This is a genomic window from Streptomyces sp. NPDC002574 (assembly GCF_042889545.1).
Classification (GTDB): domain Bacteria; phylum Actinomycetota; class Actinomycetes; order Streptomycetales; family Streptomycetaceae; genus Actinacidiphila.
Genome location: NZ_JBIARB010000001.1, coordinates 49140 through 69835, shown reverse-complemented (window position 1 = coordinate 69835; position 20696 = coordinate 49140). Strand labels below are relative to the sequence as shown.

Here is a 20696-nt window from a genome sequence, read left to right as displayed (position 1 = left end):
AAGGGGAAAGCATGCGGAACCCCGCCGGAGTCGCCACGGACGCCGACGGCATCGGTGCCGTGGGTCCGGGCCCGGGCCCGGAGCTGATCGACCCCCCGATGCTCCAGGTGACGCGCGAGACCGGCGCGTCCATCGGCCTGCTCTACCTGCTGGACCCCGCCGACGAGACGCTGCGCCTGGCGACGCTGGTCGGCGGCCCGCAGTCGTTCGCCGGGCTGTGGGCGCGGGTCGGGCTGGCCAACCGCACCCCCGTCTCCGACGCGGTCCGCGACGACCGCCTGGTCTGGCTCGGCGGCCCCGAGGACACCGCCCGGACCTACCCCCGGCTCTCCCTGGTGCTCCCCTACGACTTCTCGCTGGCCGCCGCCCCCATCACCTCCGGCGGCAGGTCCTGGGGCGGGCTCGTGCTCTTCCTGCCCGGCGCCCACGACCCGCAGCTGTCGCTGCGCGAGCGCAGCACCGTACGGGCCGCCTGCCACCGCATCGGCGTGCTGCTGCGGGAGGCCGCCGAGGAGGGATGCCCGCTGCCCTGGGAGCGTGAACCCAGGGCGCTGTGCCCCCCGCGGACCCGCCTCCACGGACCCGGTGAGGCGCTGGCGGCGGCGGGCCTCGCCGAGCGGTTCCCCGAGGCGTCCTTCGCGCTGGACCTGGACGGGCGCTTCACCTTCGTCACCCGGGCCGCCGCCCGGCTGCTCGGGGCGGAGATCCCCGTACTCCTGGGCTCACGGCCCTGGAACGCCCTGCCCTGGCTCGGCGACCCGCTCTTCGAGGACAGCTGCCGCGGCGCGCTGATCAGCCTGCGGCCGACCTCCCTCACCACGCTGCGGCCGCCCGACCGCTGGCTGTCCTTCGAGCTGTACCCGGACCCCTCCGGCATCAGTGCCCGCGTCACCGCGGCGCCCGCCCCCGTCGACGCCGACACCCCCGCCGCGCGGCTGCCCGAGGCCGCCGGGAAGGACCGGGCCGTGGCGCTGTACCACCTCCTGCACCTGGCCGCGACGCTCACCGAGGCCGTGGGCGTGCAGGACGTCATCGACCAGGTCATGGAGCAGATGCTGGCCCTCTTCGGGGTGCAGGGCGTCTCGCTGCTGACCACGGAGGGGGACCGGCTGCGGATCATCGGCTACCGCGGGTACACCGAGGAGCTCATGGCCGAGCTCGACATGGCCCCGCTGACCATGGGCAACCCCGCCGTGCGGGTCATGCGGACCGGCGTCCCCGGCTTCTTCGCCACCGTCGCCGAACTGCGCCGGTTCTACCCGGCCGTCGAGGTCCGCGACACCAAGGCCGCCTGGGCGTTCCTGCCGCTGATCGCCTCCGGCCGCCCCGTCGGCGCGATGGTGCTCGCCTACGACCGGCCGCACCCCTTCCCGCCGGGCGAACGCAGCGTCCTCACCTCCATCGCCGGCCTGATCGCGCAGGCGCTGGACCGCGCCCGGCTCTACGACGCCGAGCACGACCTCGCCATCACCCTGCAGGCGCGCCTGCTGCCCCGGGCCCTGCCCGAGATCCCCGGCCTGGACGTGGCCGCCCGCTACGTCCCGGCCACCCAGGGCATCGACATCGGCGGCGACTTCTACGACGTCATCAGCCTCGGCGCGCAGATGACCGCCCTGACCATCGGTGACGTACAGGGTCACAACGTCAACGCCGCCGCCCTCATGGGAGAGGTCCGCACCGCCGTCCGGGCCACCGCCGGGGCGTCCCCCAGCGAGGTCCTGGCGCGCTCCAACCGCCTCCTGGTCGACCTCGACCCCGGCCTGCTCACCAGCTGCGTCTACGCCCACCTCGACCTGGCCCGGCACCGCGCCCACCTGGCCACCGCCGGCCACCCGCCGGTACTGCTGCGGCGTCCCGGCGGCGGTACCGAGCTGCTGCGGGTGCCGCCGGGGCCGCTGCTCGGCGTCGAACGCGACGCGCGGTACCCGACGATCGAGATCCCGCTGCCGCCGGGCACGCTGCTCGTCCTGTACACCGACGGCCTGGTCGAGGCCCGCGGCGTCGACCTCGACGAGGCGACCGCCGCCCTGGCCGACCACGTCGACCGCGCCGGCGACCTCTCCCTGGAGGAGCTCGCCGACGCCCTGGTCGAGCAGGCCCGCAGTTCCGCGCCCCGCAGCGACGACATCGCCCTGCTGCTCACCCGCGTGACCTGACATCCGGCCCCTGATCCGGCCGGACCCTGACATGATGTGAAGCGCACGAATGAGGCATTGCGTGGGGGGATACGTGACGCTAACGATGGCCGGCGCGCTGCGCGAGCTGCGCACCGCGCAGAAGTCCGCCAAGGGCGTGTCGCTCTACTCGCGGTACGTGAACCGTCCGACCGGGCGGGTGCTCGCCGTGGGCGCCTACCGGGTGGGCCTGACGCCCAATCAGGTCACCCTGGTGAGCGCGGCGTTCAGCCTGGGCGCGGTGGCCGCGCTGGCCCTGGCCGGGCCGTCCTGGCCGCTGGCCGTCGCGGTCTGGCTGGGCCTGGTCGTCGGCTTCGCCTTCGACTCCGCGGACGGTCAACTGGCCCGGCTGCTGGGGCGGGGCAGCCCGGCGGGGGAGTGGCTGGACCACGTCGTGGACGCGGCGAAGATCACCGCGGTCCATTCCGCGGTGCTCGTCTCCTTCTACCGCTTCTTCGAACTGCCCTCCGACGGGTGGCTGCTGGTGCCCCTGGGCTTCCAGCTCGCCGCCGTCCTGCTCTTCTGCGGGGGCCTGCTGGCGGACAAGCTCAAGCCCAAGGCCGCGCCCGCGTCCGGTGCGGCGGCCGCCGCCCCCGCGCCGTCGCGGCTGCGCGCGGTCGCCCTGCTCCCCGTCGACTACGGCGTCTTCTGCCTGCTCTTCCTCACCCTGGGCGCACCGCGGGTCTTCCTGGCCGCCTACACCGCCCTGTTCGCGGTGTACGCGCTCTACCTGGCCGCGTTCCTGGTGAAGTGGTTCCGCGAGCTGCGCTGAGGGGCGTGCCGCGGTAAATGGCCGCCGCTCCCGGCCGGTGCTCCGCTACCATCGGGGCATGATCGCGACCGCCTCGTCCCACCGCATGATGCCCCGCTGCCGGGGCTGCTGAGTCGGACGCGTCGCGTTTTCCGAGGCCCTGGACCGGGGCCTCGGCTGTTGTGCGCGTCGGAGCCCCGCCCCTTTCGCAGGAGGTTCCGATGACCACGCATTCCCCGGGTCCCGCACCGACCCCGTTCTACGTCACCACGACCATTCCGTACGTCAACGCCCGCCCCCACCTCGGCTTCGCGCTGGAACTGGTGCAGGCCGACGTGCTGGCCCGGCACCACCGCCGTGCGGGGGAGCCGGTGCGGTTCCTGAGCGGCACGGACGACAACTCGCTGAAGAACGTGCTCGCCGCGGAGGCCGAGGGCGTCCCCGTGCAGGAGTTCGTCGACCGCAACGCCGCCGCCTTCGCCGCGCTCGACGGGCCGCTCGCGCTGTCGCTGGACGACTTCATCCGCACCAGCCGCGACCCCCGGCACCGCGCGGGCGTGGAGCGGCTCTGGCACCGCTGCGCGGCGTCCGGCGACCTGTACCGCACGCACTACGAGGGCCTGTACTGCGTGGGCTGCGAGCAGTTCTGGACGCCCGGCGAACTCGTCGACGGGCGCTGCGCCGAGCACGGCACCGAGCCGCAGCCCGTCGCGGAGGAGAACTGGTTCTTCCGGCTGTCCCGTTGGACCGGTGTGCTGCGCGAGCTGATCGAGGACGGCCGGCTGCGGATCGAGCCCGCAGCCCGCCGCAACGAGGTGCTGGCCCTCCTCGGCCGGGGGCTCCGCGACTTCTCCGTCTCGCGCTCGCAGCACCGCGCCCGCGGCTGGGGCATCCCCGTGCCCGGCGACCCCGGCCAGGTCGTGTACGTGTGGTGGGACGCGCTGGGCAACTACGTCACCAGCCTGGGCTACGGCGGCGAGGACGGTGCGGGGTCTCCCGCGTACGAACGGTGGTGGGCCGGCGAAGGACGCCGCGTGCACCTGGTGGGCAAGGGCGTGCTGCGCTTCCATGCCGTCTACTGGCCGGCCATGCTGCTGTCGGCCGGACTGCCGCTGCCCACGGACATCCTGGTCCACGACTACCTCACCGTCGACGGCCGGAAGATCAGCAAGTCCGCGGGCACCACCGTCGACCCGGTCGAACTGGCCGCCGCCTGCGGCACCGACGCCGTGCGCTGGTGGCTGCTGCGCGAGGTGCCCAGGACCGGGGACGCCGACTTCACCCGCGAACGGCTCGTGGCCCGCGCCGACGCGGACCTCGCGGGCGGCTTCGGCAACCTCGTCAACCGGGTCGTCACCATGGTCCACCGCTTCCGCGGCGGCACGGAGCCCGCCGGCGCGGGCGGGGTCCCGGAGCCCGGTACGGAGCGCCTGCGCGCGGCCTGCGACGGCGCCGGGGCGGACATCGCGCGGGCGCTGCACGAGGTCGACTTCCGGGGCGCCGCCGCGGCCGTGTGGCGGATCGTCGACGAGGCCAACCGCTGCATCGACGAGACCCGCCCCTGGGAACTCGCCCGCGCCGAACGCCACCACCGCAACGCCTCCGCGGGCCGGTGCCTCGACGCGGTCCTGGCCGCCCTCCTCCACGCCTGCCGCACCCTCGGCGACGAACTCGCCCCCTTCCTCCCGCACGCCGCGTCCCGCATCACCGCCCAATGCGCCCCCGCCCCCGACGGCACCCTCCCGGCGCCCGTCCCGCTCTTCCCCCGTCTCGCACCGGCACCGGGGGCGCCACCGGCGCCGTGAGCTGTGACGCGCGCCGTGGGCCGTCCCGGAGGCCGGGCTGCGGCGCGCTGCCGGGCGGTCAGCGGGAGTGGCCGGACGGCCGCACCGTCGTGCTCCTCGATGAGGACCTGGCCGCTCTCTCTCCCGACGAAGCGCACCGTTGACGTGCTGGGCTTCGTGGACGAGGCCGACGTCGACCCGGTGCTCCGTTCCGAGTCGTACTGGGTCGGGGCGTCCGGCGAGCCGGCCCAGCGCCTGTACGCGCTGCTGGTCGAGGCCTTGGCCCGGCACGGGACGGTGGCCGTCGCCAAGGTCACGCTGAGGACCGGGGAGCGCCTGGCCGTGCCGCGGCCACGGCGCGGGATGCTCGTGCTCCATACGCTGCTGTGGCCGGAGGATATCCGCGAGCCTGACGACCTGTCGTCGGCGGCCCCGGTGACCGAGCGTGAACTGGAACGGGCCGAGGTGCTGATCGAGCAGTCGGCCGGCGTCGACATCGAGGGCCTGCACGACGAGTACGCGGCTGTGCCGGAGCAGCTGGTCGTCGCGAAGATGGCGGGCGAAGGCCTGGCCGAGCCGGTTCCGGCCGTAGACCTCTTGGCGGCGTTGGAGGCCGGCATCCGCACAGCTGGTGACCGTCAGCCAACCGGGGTTTGCTGTGTGGAGCAATTTACTGATCGAGCAGGACCTCGGCACCGCGCTCGCCGATCATGATGGATGGGGCGTGCGTGAAGGCCCGCGGGAGGTCGGGCATGACGGAAGCGTCGATGACGCGCAGATGCTCGACTCCGTGCACTCGCAAAGAGGGGTCGACCACCGACATGTCGTCCGTTCCCGCCCGGCAGGTACCGACTGGATGGTTCATGGAGATCATCAATGCACGTGTGGACGCCAGCAGTGTGTGATCGTCTGTTGCCATAGGGACGCTGAGCGGTCCCAGCGCGGACCGGAGGGTGGGGCTGGCGTAGATCTCAAGGGCGCGGTGCAGGCCGTCCACCATGGTCTGCCGATCTTGAGCTTTCTGCAGATAGCGCGGATTGACCAGAGGCTTGTGCTGAGGGTTTGCGGACTGCAGACGCACTGTGCCCCGGCTTTCCGGCTTCAAAACAGTGACCAGGCACGTGACTGTCGAGCTCTGGCCCGCCGCCAGATCCAACAGCATGGGGGTCAGGACCACATCGGGTGCTTGGGCGTCGCTGGCGGTACGGATAAAGGCTGCTACCTGAACGAGCGATGCCAAGGGTCCGCGGCGCTGCGTCTGGTAGAGATCAGCGGCTTGGTCCTTGTTCCCGTCAAGCAGAGTGCTACCTCGGGTGACCGGATAGGTGATCATCCCGACCGGGTGGTCCTGGAAGTTGCCGCCGACTCCCGGCAGGTCGAGGTGGACCTGGATGCCGAGGGACGCCAGATGGTTGGCCGGCCCGATTCCGGAGAGCATCAGCAGTTGAGGGGTGCGCATCGCACCTGCGCAGAGCACCACGGTTTCGGCGCGGACAGTCTCCTGTACACCCTCTGCATTACAGACGATTACGCCACGAGCTGTGTTGTACTCGACCACAACACGTTCGACCTGCACGTTCGTACGCAGGGTCAAGTTGGGTCGGGACAGAGCCGGACGGAGATACTCGCGTGCTCCGCTGCTGCGTTCACCGCCGCGTACGTTGCTGTAGAGAAGTCCTGCCCCGTCGAAGTCACCGCCGCTGAGATCTCGGTTGAGCGGCAGTCCGTTCTCCACAGCGGCTGTAATGAAGGCCAAGGACAGCGGGTTCACGTCCTTGGGGGTGGTCACCGCGATCGGGCCGCCTGTTCCGTGCGCGGCCGATGCCCCCAGTTCGTGGTCCTCGCTCCTCTTGAAGGAGGGAAGCACTTCGTCCCAGCTCCACCCCTCCATTCCGTGAGCCGCCCACCCGTCGTAGTCGGCGCGGTGTCCGCGGGACCAGGCGGTGAAGTTGATACTGCCGCTCCCGCCAAGCACCCGGCCAGCGGAAATGTTGATGCGCCGGTCGTACAGCTGTGGCTGCGGCACGGTGACATCGCACCAGTCGGCCGGACCCCGCCATGTGCTCAGCGCCCCGACGGGCATGGACATGTTTGGATCCGCGTCCTCTCCGCCGGATTCAAGCAGCAGCACGCTCACTGAGGGGTCCTCGGTCAGCCTGGTGGCTACGACACAGCCTGCGGCCCCTGCACCGACAACTATGTAGTCGTAAAGGGTTTTTCCCTGAGTGCTCATCATCAAATCTCCATCGTGTTTAAGGCGGGGTCCGGGAGGTTCCTTGATCTCACCGCCTCGATGCGATTAATGCGCGCCCTTGCTATGGGTCGGTGGGCCAGGCCTCATCCGGGGAAGTCCTGGGAGAGATCTTGTGGAGTTCGGTGATGTTCCCGGAGAGGGTTGCCTTGGCCGCGCGGCTGAAGTCGTCGAGGATGGCCTCGTCCCATCCCGACTCAAGCGCAATTTTCACGACATGCGACGCGCCCGGGTCGAGGCGCCTGGGCGACCTCACGCGTCCCCCCTTCACCCCGCGGACGACTGCGGGCGGTGAGCGGAACCGGGCCGTCCCGGCCCGCGTGGGCAACGACTCTTCGGTGAGGACGCGGCCTGCTCTCGACGTTATGAACCGCCAACCCATGAGTCCAACGAAAGTTCGGCATGAGGCGTATGCTGAAATGTCATGGATTTCACCAATGTGTCGCTGACCGCGCTACGCGTGTTGCGCGCCGTGGTCGAACAAGGAACCTTCACCGCGGCCGCGACGTCGCTCGGATACACCCAGTCGGCGATCTCCCGGCAGATCGCCGCGGTCGAGCAGGCGGCCGGCGCGGAACTGCTGGAGCGACGGCGCGACGGCGTTCGGCTGACCGACGCAGGCCGCATCGTCATGCGCCGCGCTACGACGGTGCTCGACGGGATCGAGGCCACCGCGCGTGAACTGTCAGGCCTGCCGGGGCAGGGCGGCACAGTACACCTGGGATGGGTGCCCAGCACGGGCGCTGTTGTGGTGGCCCGAGCACTTGCCGAGCTCCGCCGCACCGACCCCGACCTGCATGTCATCGGGCGCGAGGGCGGGACCCCCGCACTGGCGCGCGCCCTGCGGGCCGGCAGCATCGACCTGGCGCTGCTCTCATCGGTGCCGCCGTTTCGCGCGCCGGACTCCGAGTCGCCCCCGCTCGTCCTGCAGACGCTGACCGAACGCGCTCTGTGCCTTGCAGTGCCGGCCGGCCACCCCCTGGCCCGCGGCGACTACGTGGACGTGGCCGACCTGCGCGGACAGCGGTGGATCACCAGCTCCTCCTCGGGAGAAGAGCGGCTCATGGGCGTGTGGAAGGGCCTGGACGAGCAACCCGAGATCGTCGTCACTGCTCGCGACTGGCTGGCCAAGCTCCACCTCGTCGCCGCCGGCTGCGGGCTCACCACGGTGCCGGTCTCCCTCGCACCCGTCATACCCCCCGGGGTGCGCATCGTGACCGTCCGCGGCGGCCCCCAGGAACAGCGGCGCCTGGTTCTGGCCCGACTTCCCAACCCGCCGCAGCAATGCGTCAGCCGCGTGGCGGCCGGGCTGCACGCCGAAGCGCTCGCCACCACGACTGCACTCCCTCCACCCTCCTGACGACGCGACCGGCCTTTGGGGTCCTCCAGGTATCCCGTCGCCGAACGGCTCATCGCTGATGCCGGGTTGACCGATGATCAGCGGCACGAGGTACGGACGGTCCCGGCCAGGCCATGGTTGCTCACCCGGCATCCCTGACGACCAACGGGCAGCAACAGGAAGCGAAGGCTCAAGGGGCCTGTGCCACGGACGGCGTCCGAGTTGCTGGCGCCAAGCGACCGTGCGCCGGGCTGCACTGCCCGGTCAGGATGTCGAGCGCTGTCCGTTCGTACGGTCTACCGGTGGACCTTGAGGCGGAGCCGACGGCCGGGGCGCAGCCGGGGATCGTGAACGGGCCGAGGTGATGGGGCAGTCGCGCACGTCGGGGCGCCGGGCCCGGCACGGTCACGCGCCCGCCGGGGACGGTTCGGGGTGGGGGTCCTGGCCGAGGGCGGCGGGGGTGCGGCGGACGACGGTGACGCGGGTCCACAGGACGGCGGCCTTGAGGGCGGAGCCGAGGGCGAGGCCCCAGGCGGCGCCGGGGACGGCGGCCAGCGCGTAGCCGCAGATCATGAAGGCGATGGAGGCGAGGGAGAAGACGACCTGGATGGGGAGGGTCGCCCGGGGCTGGAGGACGCGCAGGGTGAGCAGGGCGCTGGTGCCCGCCGCGATGGCGGCGTACTGCGTGCCGGTGGCGGGGAGCAGACCCTCCGCGGCCGACCAGGTGGCGCCGAGGAGCTGGCGGCCGAACCGGTCGGGCAGGGCCGTCAGCACCGCCGTCCACGCGGCGGCGACGGCGGCCAGGACCCCGGCGAGCACGGCCGTGGCCCGGACCTGGCCGCGCATGCCGGGCACCCGGCCCAGCAGCGGCGGCCCGAAGGCGGTGGCGGAGTTGAAGAGCACGTTCATCGGCCCGAAGAGGGTGGTCGTACCGCGCAGCGCGCCGACCGCCAACGGGCTGGCGAACAGGCCGAGTCCGACGACCGCGAGCTGGCTGGAGGCGTTGCCGACCCCGTACTCGACCACGAAGCGGCGCCCGAGGTGCCCCTTGCGCAGGAAGCGCCGCAGGTCCGACGGCGCGCCGCGCAGCCGGGGTGCGAGCAGCGCGATGCCCGCGAGCAGGGCGGGCACCGCCGACAGCCCCCACACGGCCACCAGGCGCGCGGGCCCGGCGCCGTGCGGCTGCAGGGCGAGGGCGGGCAGCGCCACCGCGAGCCGCAGCACGTCGCCGGCCAGGGCGAGATGCGGCAGGCGGAGGGTGGAGAAGCAGTAGCGCAGCCCGTCCTGCGTCAGGACCAGGGGCAGCACCAGCCCGAGGACCGCCAGCGCCCGTGCCGTCGTGCCCGGTACGAGGACGAGCACGGCCGCCATCGTGGCGCCGACGACCGCCGAGGCGACGGCGACGAAACCGGCCGCCGAGCGGCACGCGGCGCGCACCGCGGAGTCCTCGCCGCGTTCCAGCACCAGCGCCTGGCCGACGTAGGAGACGCTGACGCCGAGCAGCACGGAGAAGACGGCGTAGACCATCGAGAAGACCGAGAAGCCGGCCGCGCTGGACAGCCGGGCGGCGACCACGAGCACGAGGATGTTCGTGAGCGCGGCGACGCCCTGGTCGAGGACGGAGCAGACGATGGCGGCCTTGGCGCCGGGCGCCGGCCGCCCCGTCACCGGGTCACCGTGCGCAGCGGGATGGTGTCCGTGGTCTTGTCCTCGGCCGTGAGGGCGGGAGCCGGTGCCGTGCCCGCCGCGGGGGTCTCCGTACCGGCGCCGCTCGCGGCACCCGCGGCACCCGCGGCGGTCGCCGCGGCGCGCGGCGCGGCGGACTTGCGGCCGCGTCGGGCCGCCCGCCGCCGGGACCACCAGCCGCCGCCCGGCGAGCTGTGCAGCACGGAGCCCAGCACGGTGCTGCCCGCGCCGCTGATCAGCTGCCGCACCCGGTCCAGGTCGGCACGGTGCACCGCGTGCGGGTCGGCGACGACGAGGACGCCGTCGATGCGGTCCGCCAGCGCGAGCGCGTCCGCGTACGTCAGGACCGCGGGGGCCAGGACGACGACGGCCGACCCCGGCTCGTCGGCCTCCGCGAACAGCCGGCCGGCCGCGGCCGAGGTGAGCGCGCGGGCCACATTGCGCACGCGGCGTCCCGGCACAAGGTCGAAGGAGCCCGACTCGCCCGCGTCGACGGGCACTTGGATGCCGGCCGGCCAGCCGCCCTCGCTGAGCTGCGGGGAGCGTGCCCAGCCGGGCCGGGAGCCGTCCGCCGCGCGCAGCCGCGCCGACAGCCCCGGGGTGCGAAGGTCGGCCTCGACCAGCAGGACGTCCATGCCCATCTCGGCGAAGGACGCGGCCAGGTTGACCGCCACCGCGGCGGCCGTGTCGCCGGTGCCGCGCGGGGCGACCACCAGCAGCCGCCGCCGGTCGGCGAAGCGCTGGTCGTAGGCGAGCCGGAAGGCGACGGAGCGGTACTCCTCGGCGAGCCGCGGGTCGGCGTGGTCGACGGCGAGCAGCGGACCGCTCCTGGTGCGCGGCAGCGTGCCCAGCACGGGGGCGCGCAGCGCCCGCACCACGTCCCCCTCGGAACGCGCGGTGGGATCGAAGACCAGCCGCACCCAGGCGGCGAGCAGACCGACGGCGACGCCGACGAGCGCCCCGAGGCCGAGCATCAACGCCAGCCCGGGGCCCGAGGGCGCGGACGGCGGGGTCGCGACCCGGTTCCAGCTGCCGGGGGTGGTGTCCAGTGACTGCAACTCGGTGATGCGGCTGCTGAGTTCGGAGATCCGGCCGACGAGCGTGGCCTGCACGGTGGTGGCCGCGTCGAGGGTGGGCCCTTCGCCGAGGTGGGCGATCTGGGCGTCGAGCTCCTTGCGCTGCTTGACGACCGGGTCGAGCTGCTTCTGCAGGCCGTGCACCGTGTTCTTGATGGTGTTCTCGGTGCTCTCCTTGCGCGCGTCCATGAACGCCGTGGCCAGGGCGTTGGCGCGGCGGGCCGCCTCGTCCGCGTCGGTCCAGGTGTACGCGAAGCGCAGCACCACGGTGTTGGGCGGGTTGGTGACCTGCAGGTCGGACTGGAGCTGGGGCACCGCCCGCGAGGACAGCCCGAGCCGCTTCGCGGCGCGCTTGGCGATCTCGTTGCTCATCGCGGTCTGCCGCTCCGAGCCGATGTTGATCGACTTGTCGGGCGAGGACGCCCCCGCGGCGAACGGGTCGGTCGTGGCGGCGCGCAGCACCACCTCGCTGGTGGCCACGTAGCTGTCGCTGCCGGTCAGCGCCAGGTAGCCGCCGCCGAGCAGGCCGAGCAGCACACCCGCCACGAGCAGCGCGCGGTAGCGGATGAGCTGCCGGAACTGGTCCCGGAGAAGATCGGGTTCGTCCTGTGCCTCGGACATCTGCGAACCGTGCGGTTGATCACTCACGTGCGTGGAACCCCCCATGCGTCCGACCCCACAGGATCGGCACCTCGCGTCGTCGTGTCCAGTGCCTCGGCGAGCAGCGCGCTCATCCGTGACAATCCCGCTTCGCGGCTGAGATGCGCCGCCACGTACACCGGGCCGCGGGCGCCCAGTTCGTCGGCGGCCTCCGGGTCCTGGGCCAGGGCCCGGACCGCCTTCAAGAACGCCTCGGGGTCCTCCGGCGCCACCAGCAGTCCGGCCTCGGAGCGCACCACCTCCTGCGCGGTGCCCCCTTCGGCGGCGACGGAGGCGACGACCGGGCGACCGGAGGCGAAGTACGAGGTGAGCTTGGAGGGGATGCTCATGTCCAGCACCGAGGCGCGCTGCGTGACCGCGAGCACGTCGGCGGCGGCCAGCACGTCGGGGAACTCGGCGTCCCCGGCGGGCGGGGCGAACTCCAGGTTCGGCACGTCCGCGGCCAGCAGCCGCAGGTGTTCGCGCTGGTTGCCGTCGCCCATGAGCACGATCCGCACCGACGGGTCACGGCGGGCTGCCTCCACCAGCACGTCCAGGCCCTGCTTGAGCCCCATGTTGCCGGAGTGCAGCACCACCGTCTGCTCCCGGGCCCAGCCCAGCCGGGCCCGGGTCTCCTCGCGCGGGCGCGAAGGACGGGCCACGTGCGACCAGTTGGGCACCAGGCGGATGCGGCCGCGGTCGATGCCCATCGCGGCGACCTTGTCGACGAACGTCTCGTGGATGACGCCGACCAGCGTCGCCCGCTTCAGGGCGTACGCCTCCGCGGCGCCCGCGACGGCCGCCGCCCGGTCCCCGCCGCGGATGCCGCTCTGCGCCGCCGCCGCGCCCATGAGGTCCTGCACCACGGGTATGTACGGCACCTTGTGCCGGGCCGCGACCCGGGCGCCGATCACGCCGCCCGCCAGGCTCGGCATCTGCGCCACCACCGCGTCGGGCCGGATCCGCGGAGCCGCCACCAGGCCGTGCGCCAGGACCGATGCCTCGAACAGGCCGCGCCGCAGAGCGGTCTGACGGGGCGGCACGGTGTGCCGGCGCCGGTGCACCGTGACGCCCGCGCGGCGCTCCTCGGCGCGCCACACCCCCCGGTAGGCCGGGTCGAGCCGCCACGACGGGTAGTGCGGCATCCCGGCGAGCACATGGACCTCGGCCCCGCCGCCGTCGGGCGCCGCCCAGTGCTCGGCGATCTGCGTGGCGTACGGGCCGATACCCGCGTGCTCGGGTGCGTAGTTGGTGGAGACCAGCAGCAGAGTGCGGCCCTGGAACTCGGGCACGGACGGACCCCTTCCCCCCAGAAGTGACCAGAAGCTCACCTTAACCGTTCACCAGAGAAACATGCTGCCTTCACGCTAATGTCTGAGACTCCGCAACTCGCGAGAAGGTTGTGTTCCTGTGGGGGGATTGACAACATGTCGCACCGAGTGGGCTACGCGCCCGGCGTCTACGACCTGTTCCACGTCGGACATCTGAACATCCTGCGGCACGCCCGCAGTCAGTGCGACTACCTCGTCGCCGGGGTGGTCTCCGACGAGATGGCCGCCCTCGCCAAGGGGCGCACACCGGTCGTCCCGCTCATCGAGCGGCTGGAGATCGTCCGCAGCGTGCGCTTCGTCGACGCGGCCTTCGTCGAGACCGTCCCCGACAAGCTGGAGACCTGGCAGCAGGTCCGCTTCGACGTCATCTTCAAGGGCGACGACTGGCGCGGCACCGACAAGGGGCTGCGGCTGGAACGGGACTTCGCGACCGTCGGCGTCGAGGTCGTTTACTTCCCGTACACCGTGCACACCTCCAGCACCCAACTGCGCCGCGCCCTGGACGCGCTGACCACGCCCGCCGCCGGGGTCTCCGCGCAGTAGGCGCGCGGCCGGCGGTCAGCGCAGCAGCCTGCGCGGGTCGGAGCGCAGGGTGGTCACCAGCGCGAAGCAGATCAGCGCCACGCCGATGCGGCCCGAGGCCTGGAGCAGCGGGCCGCGCAGCAGGATGAAGGAGTACCCGGCGACCAGCGGGATGACGATCGCCATGACGTTGCCGGGGCGGCGGTCGACGGCGGTGCGCCGGGCGTAGAGGCGGTCGCCGCGCGCGGACAGGTAGCCGAGGCCGAGGAAGCCCGCGACGACGCCCCCGGCGCCGAAGTCGATCCACAGCTCCGCCCACATGGGCGAGGAGAGGTTGACGTTCTTCATGCCCATCCACTGGCCGATCATGACGCCGGTGTCGCGCGGTTTGCCCGGCCACACCGAGCGCGGCACGAAGAAGAACACCGAGCCCGCGATCTGCCGGCCGTAGAAGTGGCCGGGCCCGCTGTCGGCGAAGGTGACGGTGTTGGCGAACATGCCCACCTGGTCGTAGTCCTTGACCGCGAGCGGCTCGAAGACCGACGTGGTCTCCACCGGCTTGTAGCCCCCGTCGTCGTACCGGAAGCGGTCGGCGAAGGGGAAGACCACCAGCGCTCCGATGACGCCGAGGGCCAGCGCCGCCCGGTACATCGCGGGGCTTCTCGGGAAGGCCGTGAACAGGAAGGAGAACAGGACCGTCAGGAACCAGTAACGCGGGTTGGAGACCGGGTTGTTGACCACCGCGTTGAGCAGCAGCAGGGCGCCCCAGGTCGCGATGACCAGCGGCCGGCGCCGGGCCCGCCGCGAGGTCACCAGCCAGCGTGTGAAGATCAGCAGGGCCACCAGCGCCGGCACGGTGCCGAAGCCGCGCAGGAAGGCGGAGCCCACATTGGACTCGGCGGAGGCCGCGCCGTCCGCGCGGATGGTGTCGGTGATCGCCTGCCGGCTGCTGAAGAAGACCGCGGGGCCGCCGAGTTTGACGACCAGCAGCGCGCTGCCGACGAAGGCGACCGCCGCCAGCAGGAACACCCGCTTGCGGTGGAAGGACGCCGAGCGCTCCCGCCGCCGGGCCCGCCGGATGGGGCGGTGCCGCGACAGCAGCGTCCCGACGTCGAACGCGGCGCAGCCGATCAGCACCAGCGCGACCGCCACCAGCAGGTCCGCCCGGGTGCCGACCACCGGCGTCGGCGTCTGGTCCAGTACGTCCTGGGCGAGCGGGGCGACGCCCATCGCCACGTACACGAACAGCCAGAACGAGCCCTGGATCAGTTTGCGATGGGCGGTCAGCGCCATCACCGCGAGCCGGATGCCCGCATAGCTGGTCAGCACCATCTGCACCCAGAAGACACCGTCCCGCACGCCCGGCCCCGGCTGCACGGCGACCAGCGCGGGCAGGAACAGCCCCAGGCCCAGGATCAGCGGCACGGCCAGCGCACGGGACAGCAGCGCCCGCGGCGAGACGGCCGGGACCTCCACCTCCCCCGGCGGCAGACCCCGTGACTGGATTTCGTGCGTCTGAACTGCCATGCAACAGCCCCCCAACGATTCCCCTCGGGCAGTCTATAGATCCGGCTGCCCCGCAACCGTGTACGCCGATAATCTGTGCGGACGGTGCCGGGGAGGGCACCGGTGCGGGGGATACAGGGGGGTGCGCCGTGACGGCACGTGATCTGTCGGCCTTCACACTGGCCGGGTACGACAAGGGGCGGGGCAAGCTGGTCCAGGCCCTGTGGTTCGCCGTGATGAACACCGTCTTCGCCGCCTGGTTCTGCCCGGCGCGGCTGCGGGTCGCCCTGCTGCGCGCCTTCGGCGCCACGATCGGCGAGGGCGTGCTCGTACGCCACCGGGTGCGGGTGCTGTGGCCCTGGAAACTGACGGTCGGCGACCACACCTGGATCGGCGAGGGCGCCTGGCTGCTCAACCTGGAGCCCATCACCCTGGGCGCCCATGTCTGCGTCTCGCAGGAGGCGTTGCTGTGCACCGGCAGCCACGACCACCGCGCGGTCGACTTCCGCTACCGCAACGCGCCCATCACCGTCGAGGACGGCGCCTGGGTCGCCGCCCGCGCCGTCGTGCTCGCCGGGGTGACCGTCGGCCGGCACGCGGTCGTCGCCGCCGGCACCGTGCTCGCCAAGGACCTGCCCGAGCTCACCCTGCACGCGGCCGACGGCACGCGCCCGCTCAAGGAGCCGCAGCCGTGAAGGTGCTGCACGTCGTCACCCTGCACACGCCCACCAACGCCTTCGGCGGGCCCACCCGGGTCGCCCTCAACCTGGCGGCGGGCCTGCGCGGGCGCGGCGTCGACGCCGAACTCGTCACCCTGGGGGACGGTTTCCCGCCGGGACGGCTGCCGGATGAGGTGGAGGGCGTGCCCGCGCGGGTGTTCCAGGCGCGGCACGTCCTGCCGCGCTTCGAGGTCTCCGGGATCACCTCGCCCTCGCTGCTGGCCGGCGCCCGGCGCCTCGTGCGCTCCGCCGACGTCGTCCACGTCCACCTGATGCGCGACCTGATCACCCTGCCCGTGGCGGTGGCGGCCCTCCAGTGCGGCCGGCCGCTGGTGCTGCAGACCCACGGCATGATCGACCCCAGCGACAAGCCGCTCGCCAAGGTGCTGGACGCGCTCGCCACCAAGCGGCTGCTGCGCCGCGCGGACGCGGTCCTCCACCTCACCGGGTGGGAGCGCCGGGACCTGGAGGCCGTCGTGGGCGCGGGCAACCTGGCCCGGCCGGTACGGCTGCCCAACGGCACCGCGCTGCACCAGCCGCGCACCCGCAGCGGCCCGCCGACCGTCCTGTACCTGGCGCGCTTCCAGACCCGCAAGCGTCCCAAAGTGTTCGCCGCCGCGATCCCCGAGGTGCTGAAGCGGTACCCCGACGCCCGCTTCGTCCTGGCCGGCCCCGACTCGGGGGACCTGGCCGGCACCCTGGAGACCGTCCGCGCGCTCGGCGTCGAAGACGCGGTACGGCACGTCGGCCCGCTCAGCCACGCGGAGGCGCTGGAGGCCTTCCGCGCCGCCGACGTCTACGTCCTGCCCTCCGTGGACGAGCCGTTCGCGATGTCGCTGCTGGAGTCGATGTCGGTGGGCACGCCCGTCGTCGTACGGGAGTCCAACGGCCTCGCCCCGGACATCGAGAGGGCGGGCGCCGGCCGGGTCGTGCACCGGCCCGAGGACGTCGGCAAGGCGGTCCTGGAGCTGCTGCGACCCGAGGCGAACCAGGCGGCCTCGCAGGCCGCCTGGCGCCTCATCAGGGACGAACTGTCGCTGGACGCCGTGCTCGACACCCTCCAGGAGGTGTACGAGCGCGCTATGAAGGCGCCCGCTCGCGCGTCTTCAGCCCGATCTGCCAGCGGTAGAAACTGAGCGCGAGCGCGTAGTCGAAGCCGGCGCGGCCGTCGAGGAAGCCCCGCCGGGCGACATAGGTGTAGCCGAAGAAGAGCAGCGGCTTGAACGGCACCTTCTGGAACAGCCGCCCCTGCCGGGTCTTCAGCCCGCGCACCTGCTCCTTCGCGCCCGGGTGGTGCTCCAGCCACGCCTCCCAGTCCGAGTAGCGGTTGTGCCGGTCGAACCACGTGCGCACCGGGTCCAGGTCGCGGTGCTCGATGCGTCCCCGCAGCTGGCCGACCGGGCCGTCCGCCGTCGGCTGGTAGTGGCCCTCCTGCTCGCCCATGCCGGGCGCCGCCAGGTCGTCGACCGCGGGGTAGGAGACCCGGGTGCGGTTCAGCAGCGACCGCTTGACGACGGTGTGGCCGCGGCGCAGCGGCCGCCCGGCGAACCAGTACAGCAGCGGGATGTCGAAGGCCGCCGCCGCCACCGGCAGGGCGAAGAGCTCGCGCAGCTCGGCGATCAGCTCCGGCGTCGGCACCTCGTCGCCGTCCAGGAAGAGCAGCCAGGGCACGTCCGGGTACACGTTCTCCAGGCACCACTGCTTCTTCTTCGGGTACCCGCCGTCCCAGGTGTAGGGGACGACCTCGGCACCGTGCGCGACGGCGATCGCCCGGGTGTCGTCCGTGCTGTCGGAGTCCACCACCACGACGGCCTCGAAGTGGCCGGCGACCGCGTCGACGGTCGTGGCGATGTTCTCGGCCTCGTTCTTGGTGGGGATCGCCACCACCACGGGCAGTCTGCTCACCAGTGCGGTCATCAGCCCTCCCTCGCCCACGCGAAGCAGCCGCGGGAGCCGAAGGTCCGGGCGGCGGCGGTGACGGTGACCTGGTGGGCGGTGCCGGACTTCGTCCCCACCGTCCACGTGCAGTCCTTGGTGGGGGTCAGCGCGCGGTAGGTGCCGGGCGTGATGACGCTGCCCGCCTTCGCCTTGGCGCCGATGCTGTAGGAGCCGTCGGCGAAGCCGGTCTCGGCGGCCCGCAGGATGTCCTCCTGCTTCGGGCACAGATGGGTGACCGCGCCGTTGGCGCCGCCGATCTGGCCGGTGATGATGCCGCCGATGGCGGCGTCCTTGTCGATCTCGGCGACGGAGGCGATGCGGTCGCAGGTCTCCTGGCCGAGCTGGAGCACGGCCGCGGGGTCGGTGCCCTTGGGGACCCGGCCGGTCAGATAGGCCTTCTCCTTCTTGGTGAAGGAGCCGGTGACCGGGGTCAGTTCGCCCTGCGGGACCTTGGGCCCGCTGGGGACGGCGTCGGAGGCGGGGTCCGCGGGCGGGGAGGGCACGGAGGACGCGGCGGTGGCGCCGGCGGAGGCGGTCGCGGGTGCGGTCGCGGCGGGGGCGGATCCGCCCTGCGCGGCGTCCTTCCTACCCGAGCCGTCGGAGCCGTCCGAACCACTGGAGCAGCCGGTGAGCAGCACCGCCGCCGCCGTCACGAGGACGGCGGCGGCGAGGCGGACCCGGCGGTGGGTGCGGGTCATCCGTTCTTCCCGAGGTCGTAGTGCCGGGCGATCTGCGCGGGCGACAGGACGCCCGGGTAGATCGCGGTCTCGTCGAGGGAGCCCGCGAAGTAGTTGCTGGTCGGGCGGCTGGTCCAGCCCGACAGGTTGTCCCCGCCGACGTGCCAGTAGCCGGTGTAGTCCGTGCCCCCGGTGGTGGACGAACTGGACGCCTGCAGCGCGCCGTCGACGTACAGCCGCATCCCCGTCGAGCCCTGCGTGGCGACGACGTGGTGCCACTGGCCGTCGTTGTAGGCCGCGGAGGTCGTGATGGTGCGGTTGCTGCCGCTGCGCACGCCGAAGATCAGCCGGCCGGCGTTGGTCATGTAGACGTGCTTGTCCGTGGTGGCGCTGATCTCGGAGGTCCGGTCGCCGAAGCCGACGAGCTTCCCGCCGGCGGTGGTGGTCGTCCGGAACCAGGTCTCGATGCTGTACGAGGACGGCCGGTTGTGCTTGGCGTCGCTGTACGACCACTGCGTCGTGCCGTTGTACGTCACCGCCGTGCTGGCAGAACCGGCGAGCGCGCCCGGGCTGACGCCGCGGGTCGGGCCGCCGACGTGGTTGCCGCCGTCGTCGGCCGGCGAGTTGTCGGCGGCGAAGGTGTTGGCGGTCTCGTTGTAGCGCCAGTACAGCGTCGCGCCGTCGGCGAGGACCTGGGTCGGGTAGGCCTCGGGGACGGTCGCCGCGGTCACCGTCTGGGTCGGGGACTTGACGGTGGTGTTGGTGCCGTCGCCCGCGGTCACCCGGTAGGTGTACGTGGCGCCCGCGGTCACGTCGGTGTCGGTCCAGGTGAACTGCGGGCGCACCCACGGGAGCGACGACGCGGTCGTGGTGTACACCGGCGTCGTGGCGCCGTTCTTGTACACGCGGTAGGTCAGCGAGCTGTCGTCGAGGTCCAGGCTGGTCTGCACGCGCACCGCGACCGAACCCGGCGTCACGCTGGAGGCGTTGACATTCGGCGTGGTCGGCACCCCCGTGTCGGGGCCCGAGGCGAAGCGGGTCAGGCCCTGCTGGGCGACCCCGTTGACGGTGGTGAACTCGCCGCCCACCCACAGGTAGTCGGTGCCGCCGGAGGAGGCCAGGCTCATGGCGCGCGGGCCGATGCCCTCGCCCAGACCGTCGTTGGTGTCGGGGAACCAGCCCAGCTTCGCGGGGTCGTTCACGCCCTGCGCGAGCAGGTGCTTGCGCCGCTGGTTGGGGTACTCGCCCATGGTGCTGCAGTCGTGCGCGTGCGAGCCGCTGTACAGCACGGTCTTGTAGACCTCGACCGTCTGGGTGGCGCCCAGGCAGGTGTCCCGCCAGCGCTGGTTGAAGTCGCTGAGGTTGATCGCGATGCGCCCGTCGAAGACACCACCGCCGGTGCCCTCGTTGCCGGTGTAGAAGCCGGTCGCGTCGGTGGCGATGTCCTTGACGACCGAGGTCGAGGGGACGAAGGAGGAGCCGTACCCCTTGACCACCGTTCCGGTGCCGGCGTCGACGACGGCCAGCGCGTGCGAGGCCGTCCCGTTGACGCGGTCGAAGTCGCCGCCCAGGATCGCCCTGGTCCCGTCCGGGGTGAGCGCGAGCGCGCGGCCGGGCGCGTCGCCGTCGGCGGTGAAGGGGGTGACGGCGCCGGAGGTGGTCACGGCCGCGAAGTTGCTGCGGGCCTGGCCGCCGACGGAGGAGAAGTCGCCGCCCAGGTAGACGGTGTCGTCGCCGACCGCCAGGGCCCGCACGGTGGCGTTGACCGAGACCCCGAAGCCGGACTTCACGGCGCAGGTGGCGGTGTCGATCGCGGCCAGGCTGCTCACCGGCGTCCCGTTGACCGCCCCGAAGAATCCGCCCGCGTACAGGGTCGTGCCGTCCGGCGAGACGGCCAGCGCGCGCACGGTCGCCGTGCCGGAGCCGACGGTGAACGACAGCCTGCAGTCCGTCGGTTCGCCGGTCGCCGCGTCGAAGGCGGCGAAGTTGACCGCTTCCCGCTCGTCCGCGCCGCCGGCCGCCGCCCCGGACGGCCGTACCGACGAGAAGGTGCCGCCGGCGAAGACGGTCCCGTTCGCCTCCGCCATCGCGAAGACGATGCCGTTGGTCTGCCAGGTCGGCAGGTTGTCGGCGGTGATCGCCACCGGCGCGGTCAGCGCGCCGGCCGGCTGCGGTGCCACCGCGCCGGCCGCCAGCGAGCCCGCCGCCACGGTCAAGGCGGCGGATATGGATCTCAGCTTTCGCTTCCTCATGTGCCCCCCAAGGCCCCCAGAGCCCGGGCGTCCCCTTCGGTGCCCGTGCAC

16 protein-coding genes are annotated in these 20696 nt (G+C 72.6%); 8 read left to right on the top strand and 8 right to left on the bottom strand.

From position 1 onward, the window contains the following. Window positions 1-11: 11 nt before the first annotated feature. From ACFYXS_RS00270 to ACFYXS_RS00255, 4 genes are all read left to right on the top strand, one after another. On the top strand, window positions 12-2156 hold the full coding sequence (locus ACFYXS_RS00270; RefSeq protein WP_389242152.1) for a PP2C family protein-serine/threonine phosphatase: 2145 nt from the start codon (window positions 12-14) through the stop codon (window positions 2154-2156). 85 nt (window positions 2157-2241) lie between these two features. Continuing rightward, window positions 2242-2946 carry a CDP-alcohol phosphatidyltransferase family protein gene (locus ACFYXS_RS00265; protein ID WP_389243456.1) on the top strand — a complete coding sequence of 235 codons (705 nt, stop codon included), beginning with the start codon at window positions 2242-2244 and terminating at the stop codon, window positions 2944-2946. Window positions 2947-3146: 200 nt separating this feature from the next. Next, complete coding sequence (locus ACFYXS_RS00260) at window positions 3147-4730, top strand: methionine--tRNA ligase (protein WP_389242150.1); 1584 nt, start codon at window positions 3147-3149, stop codon at window positions 4728-4730. Window positions 4731-4829: 99 nt separating this feature from the next. Further along, window positions 4830-5423 (top strand): Ku protein, encoded by a 594-nt coding sequence (locus tag ACFYXS_RS00255; protein WP_389242148.1) that lies wholly within the window; start codon window positions 4830-4832, stop codon window positions 5421-5423. On the opposite strand, the gene ACFYXS_RS00250 is transcribed toward ACFYXS_RS00255, so the two are convergent. After that, window positions 5380-6942, bottom strand: coding sequence for a GMC family oxidoreductase (locus ACFYXS_RS00250; protein WP_389243454.1), 1563 nt, complete (start codon window positions 6940-6942; stop codon window positions 5380-5382). The two genes, ACFYXS_RS00255 and ACFYXS_RS00250, sit on opposite strands and share 44 nt — an antisense overlap. A gap of 442 nt (window positions 6943-7384) precedes the next feature. On the opposite strand from ACFYXS_RS00250, the gene ACFYXS_RS00245 reads away from it, so the two are divergent. Continuing rightward, entirely contained in the window at window positions 7385-8320 is a 936-nt protein-coding gene (locus ACFYXS_RS00245; RefSeq protein ID WP_389242146.1) for a LysR family transcriptional regulator, read from the top strand. A 384-nt stretch (window positions 8321-8704) separates the two neighbouring features. On the opposite strand, the gene ACFYXS_RS00240 is transcribed toward ACFYXS_RS00245, so the two are convergent. From ACFYXS_RS00240 to ACFYXS_RS00230, 3 genes are read right to left on the bottom strand one after another with little or no spacing between them, the layout of a single operon-like run. Next, window positions 8705-9967 carry a hypothetical protein gene (locus ACFYXS_RS00240; protein ID WP_389242144.1) on the bottom strand — a complete coding sequence of 421 codons (1263 nt, stop codon included), beginning with the start codon at window positions 9965-9967 and terminating at the stop codon, window positions 8705-8707. Continuing rightward, complete coding sequence (locus tag ACFYXS_RS00235) at window positions 9964-11682, bottom strand: lipopolysaccharide biosynthesis protein (protein WP_389242142.1); 1719 nt, start codon at window positions 11680-11682, stop codon at window positions 9964-9966. Before ACFYXS_RS00235 ends, ACFYXS_RS00240 begins: the two co-directional genes overlap by 4 nt. A gap of 23 nt (window positions 11683-11705) precedes the next feature. Next, window positions 11706-12962 (bottom strand): glycosyltransferase family 4 protein, encoded by a 1257-nt coding sequence (locus ACFYXS_RS00230; protein ID WP_389243452.1) that lies wholly within the window; start codon window positions 12960-12962, stop codon window positions 11706-11708. Window positions 12963-13127: 165 nt separating this feature from the next. On the opposite strand from ACFYXS_RS00230, the gene ACFYXS_RS00225 reads away from it, so the two are divergent. Continuing rightward, entirely contained in the window at window positions 13128-13574 is a 447-nt protein-coding gene (locus tag ACFYXS_RS00225) for an adenylyltransferase/cytidyltransferase family protein (protein ID WP_389242140.1), read from the top strand. A gap of 15 nt (window positions 13575-13589) precedes the next feature. Here the strand turns inward: ACFYXS_RS00225 and ACFYXS_RS00220 are convergent, their stop codons facing one another. Next, window positions 13590-15080 carry a hypothetical protein gene (locus ACFYXS_RS00220; RefSeq protein WP_389242138.1) on the bottom strand — a complete coding sequence of 497 codons (1491 nt, stop codon included), beginning with the start codon at window positions 15078-15080 and terminating at the stop codon, window positions 13590-13592. A gap of 128 nt (window positions 15081-15208) precedes the next feature. On the opposite strand from ACFYXS_RS00220, the gene ACFYXS_RS00215 reads away from it, so the two are divergent. Then, on the top strand, window positions 15209-15754 hold the full coding sequence (locus ACFYXS_RS00215; protein ID WP_389242136.1) for a WcaF family extracellular polysaccharide biosynthesis acetyltransferase: 546 nt from the start codon (window positions 15209-15211) through the stop codon (window positions 15752-15754). Further along, window positions 15751-16914: a glycosyltransferase gene (locus ACFYXS_RS00210; RefSeq protein WP_389242134.1), complete on the top strand. Its 1164-nt coding sequence runs from the start codon at window positions 15751-15753 to the stop codon at window positions 16912-16914. The genes ACFYXS_RS00215 and ACFYXS_RS00210 overlap by 4 nt, the downstream gene beginning before the upstream one ends. Here the strand turns inward: ACFYXS_RS00210 and ACFYXS_RS00205 are convergent. The 3 genes from ACFYXS_RS00205 to ACFYXS_RS00195 are packed head-to-tail and all read right to left on the bottom strand — an operon-like array spanning window position 16859 to window position 20645. After that, window positions 16859-17695, bottom strand: coding sequence for a glycosyltransferase family 2 protein (locus ACFYXS_RS00205; RefSeq protein ID WP_389242132.1), 837 nt, complete (start codon window positions 17693-17695; stop codon window positions 16859-16861). The two genes, ACFYXS_RS00210 and ACFYXS_RS00205, sit on opposite strands and share 56 nt — an antisense overlap. Next, window positions 17695-18414, bottom strand: coding sequence for a hypothetical protein (locus ACFYXS_RS00200; RefSeq protein ID WP_389242130.1), 720 nt, complete (start codon window positions 18412-18414; stop codon window positions 17695-17697). The genes ACFYXS_RS00205 and ACFYXS_RS00200 overlap by 1 nt, the downstream gene beginning before the upstream one ends. Continuing rightward, window positions 18411-20645 (bottom strand): LamG domain-containing protein, encoded by a 2235-nt coding sequence (locus ACFYXS_RS00195; RefSeq protein WP_389242128.1) that lies wholly within the window; start codon window positions 20643-20645, stop codon window positions 18411-18413. The genes ACFYXS_RS00200 and ACFYXS_RS00195 overlap by 4 nt, the downstream gene beginning before the upstream one ends. Window positions 20646-20696: the final 51 nt, after the last annotated feature.

Excerpts from the sequence above, each read along its gene's own strand:
- ACFYXS_RS00250 (WP_389243454.1), bottom strand. The coding sequence starts at position 6,942 with ATGAGCACTCAGGGAAAAACCCTTTACGACTACATAGTTGTCGGTGCA.
- ACFYXS_RS00200 (WP_389242130.1), bottom strand. The coding sequence starts at position 18,414 with ATGACCCGCACCCACCGCCGGGTCCGCCTCGCCGCCGCCGTCCTCGTG.
- ACFYXS_RS00245 (WP_389242146.1), top strand. The coding sequence starts at position 7,385 with ATGGATTTCACCAATGTGTCGCTGACCGCGCTACGCGTGTTGCGCGCC.
- ACFYXS_RS00235 (WP_389242142.1), bottom strand. The coding sequence starts at position 11,682 with ATGTCCGAGGCACAGGACGAACCCGATCTTCTCCGGGACCAGTTCCGG.
- ACFYXS_RS00265 (WP_389243456.1), top strand. The coding sequence starts at position 2,242 with ATGGCCGGCGCGCTGCGCGAGCTGCGCACCGCGCAGAAGTCCGCCAAG.
- ACFYXS_RS00255 (WP_389242148.1), top strand. The coding sequence starts at position 4,830 with ATGAGGACCTGGCCGCTCTCTCTCCCGACGAAGCGCACCGTTGACGTG.
- ACFYXS_RS00205 (WP_389242132.1), bottom strand. The coding sequence starts at position 17,695 with ATGACCGCACTGGTGAGCAGACTGCCCGTGGTGGTGGCGATCCCCACC.
- ACFYXS_RS00270 (WP_389242152.1), top strand. The coding sequence starts at position 12 with ATGCGGAACCCCGCCGGAGTCGCCACGGACGCCGACGGCATCGGTGCC.
- ACFYXS_RS00220 (WP_389242138.1), bottom strand. The coding sequence starts at position 15,080 with ATGGCAGTTCAGACGCACGAAATCCAGTCACGGGGTCTGCCGCCGGGG.
- ACFYXS_RS00195 (WP_389242128.1), bottom strand. The coding sequence starts at position 20,645 with ATGAGGAAGCGAAAGCTGAGATCCATATCCGCCGCCTTGACCGTGGCG.
- ACFYXS_RS00260 (WP_389242150.1), top strand. The coding sequence starts at position 3,147 with ATGACCACGCATTCCCCGGGTCCCGCACCGACCCCGTTCTACGTCACC.
- ACFYXS_RS00225 (WP_389242140.1), top strand. The coding sequence starts at position 13,128 with ATGTCGCACCGAGTGGGCTACGCGCCCGGCGTCTACGACCTGTTCCAC.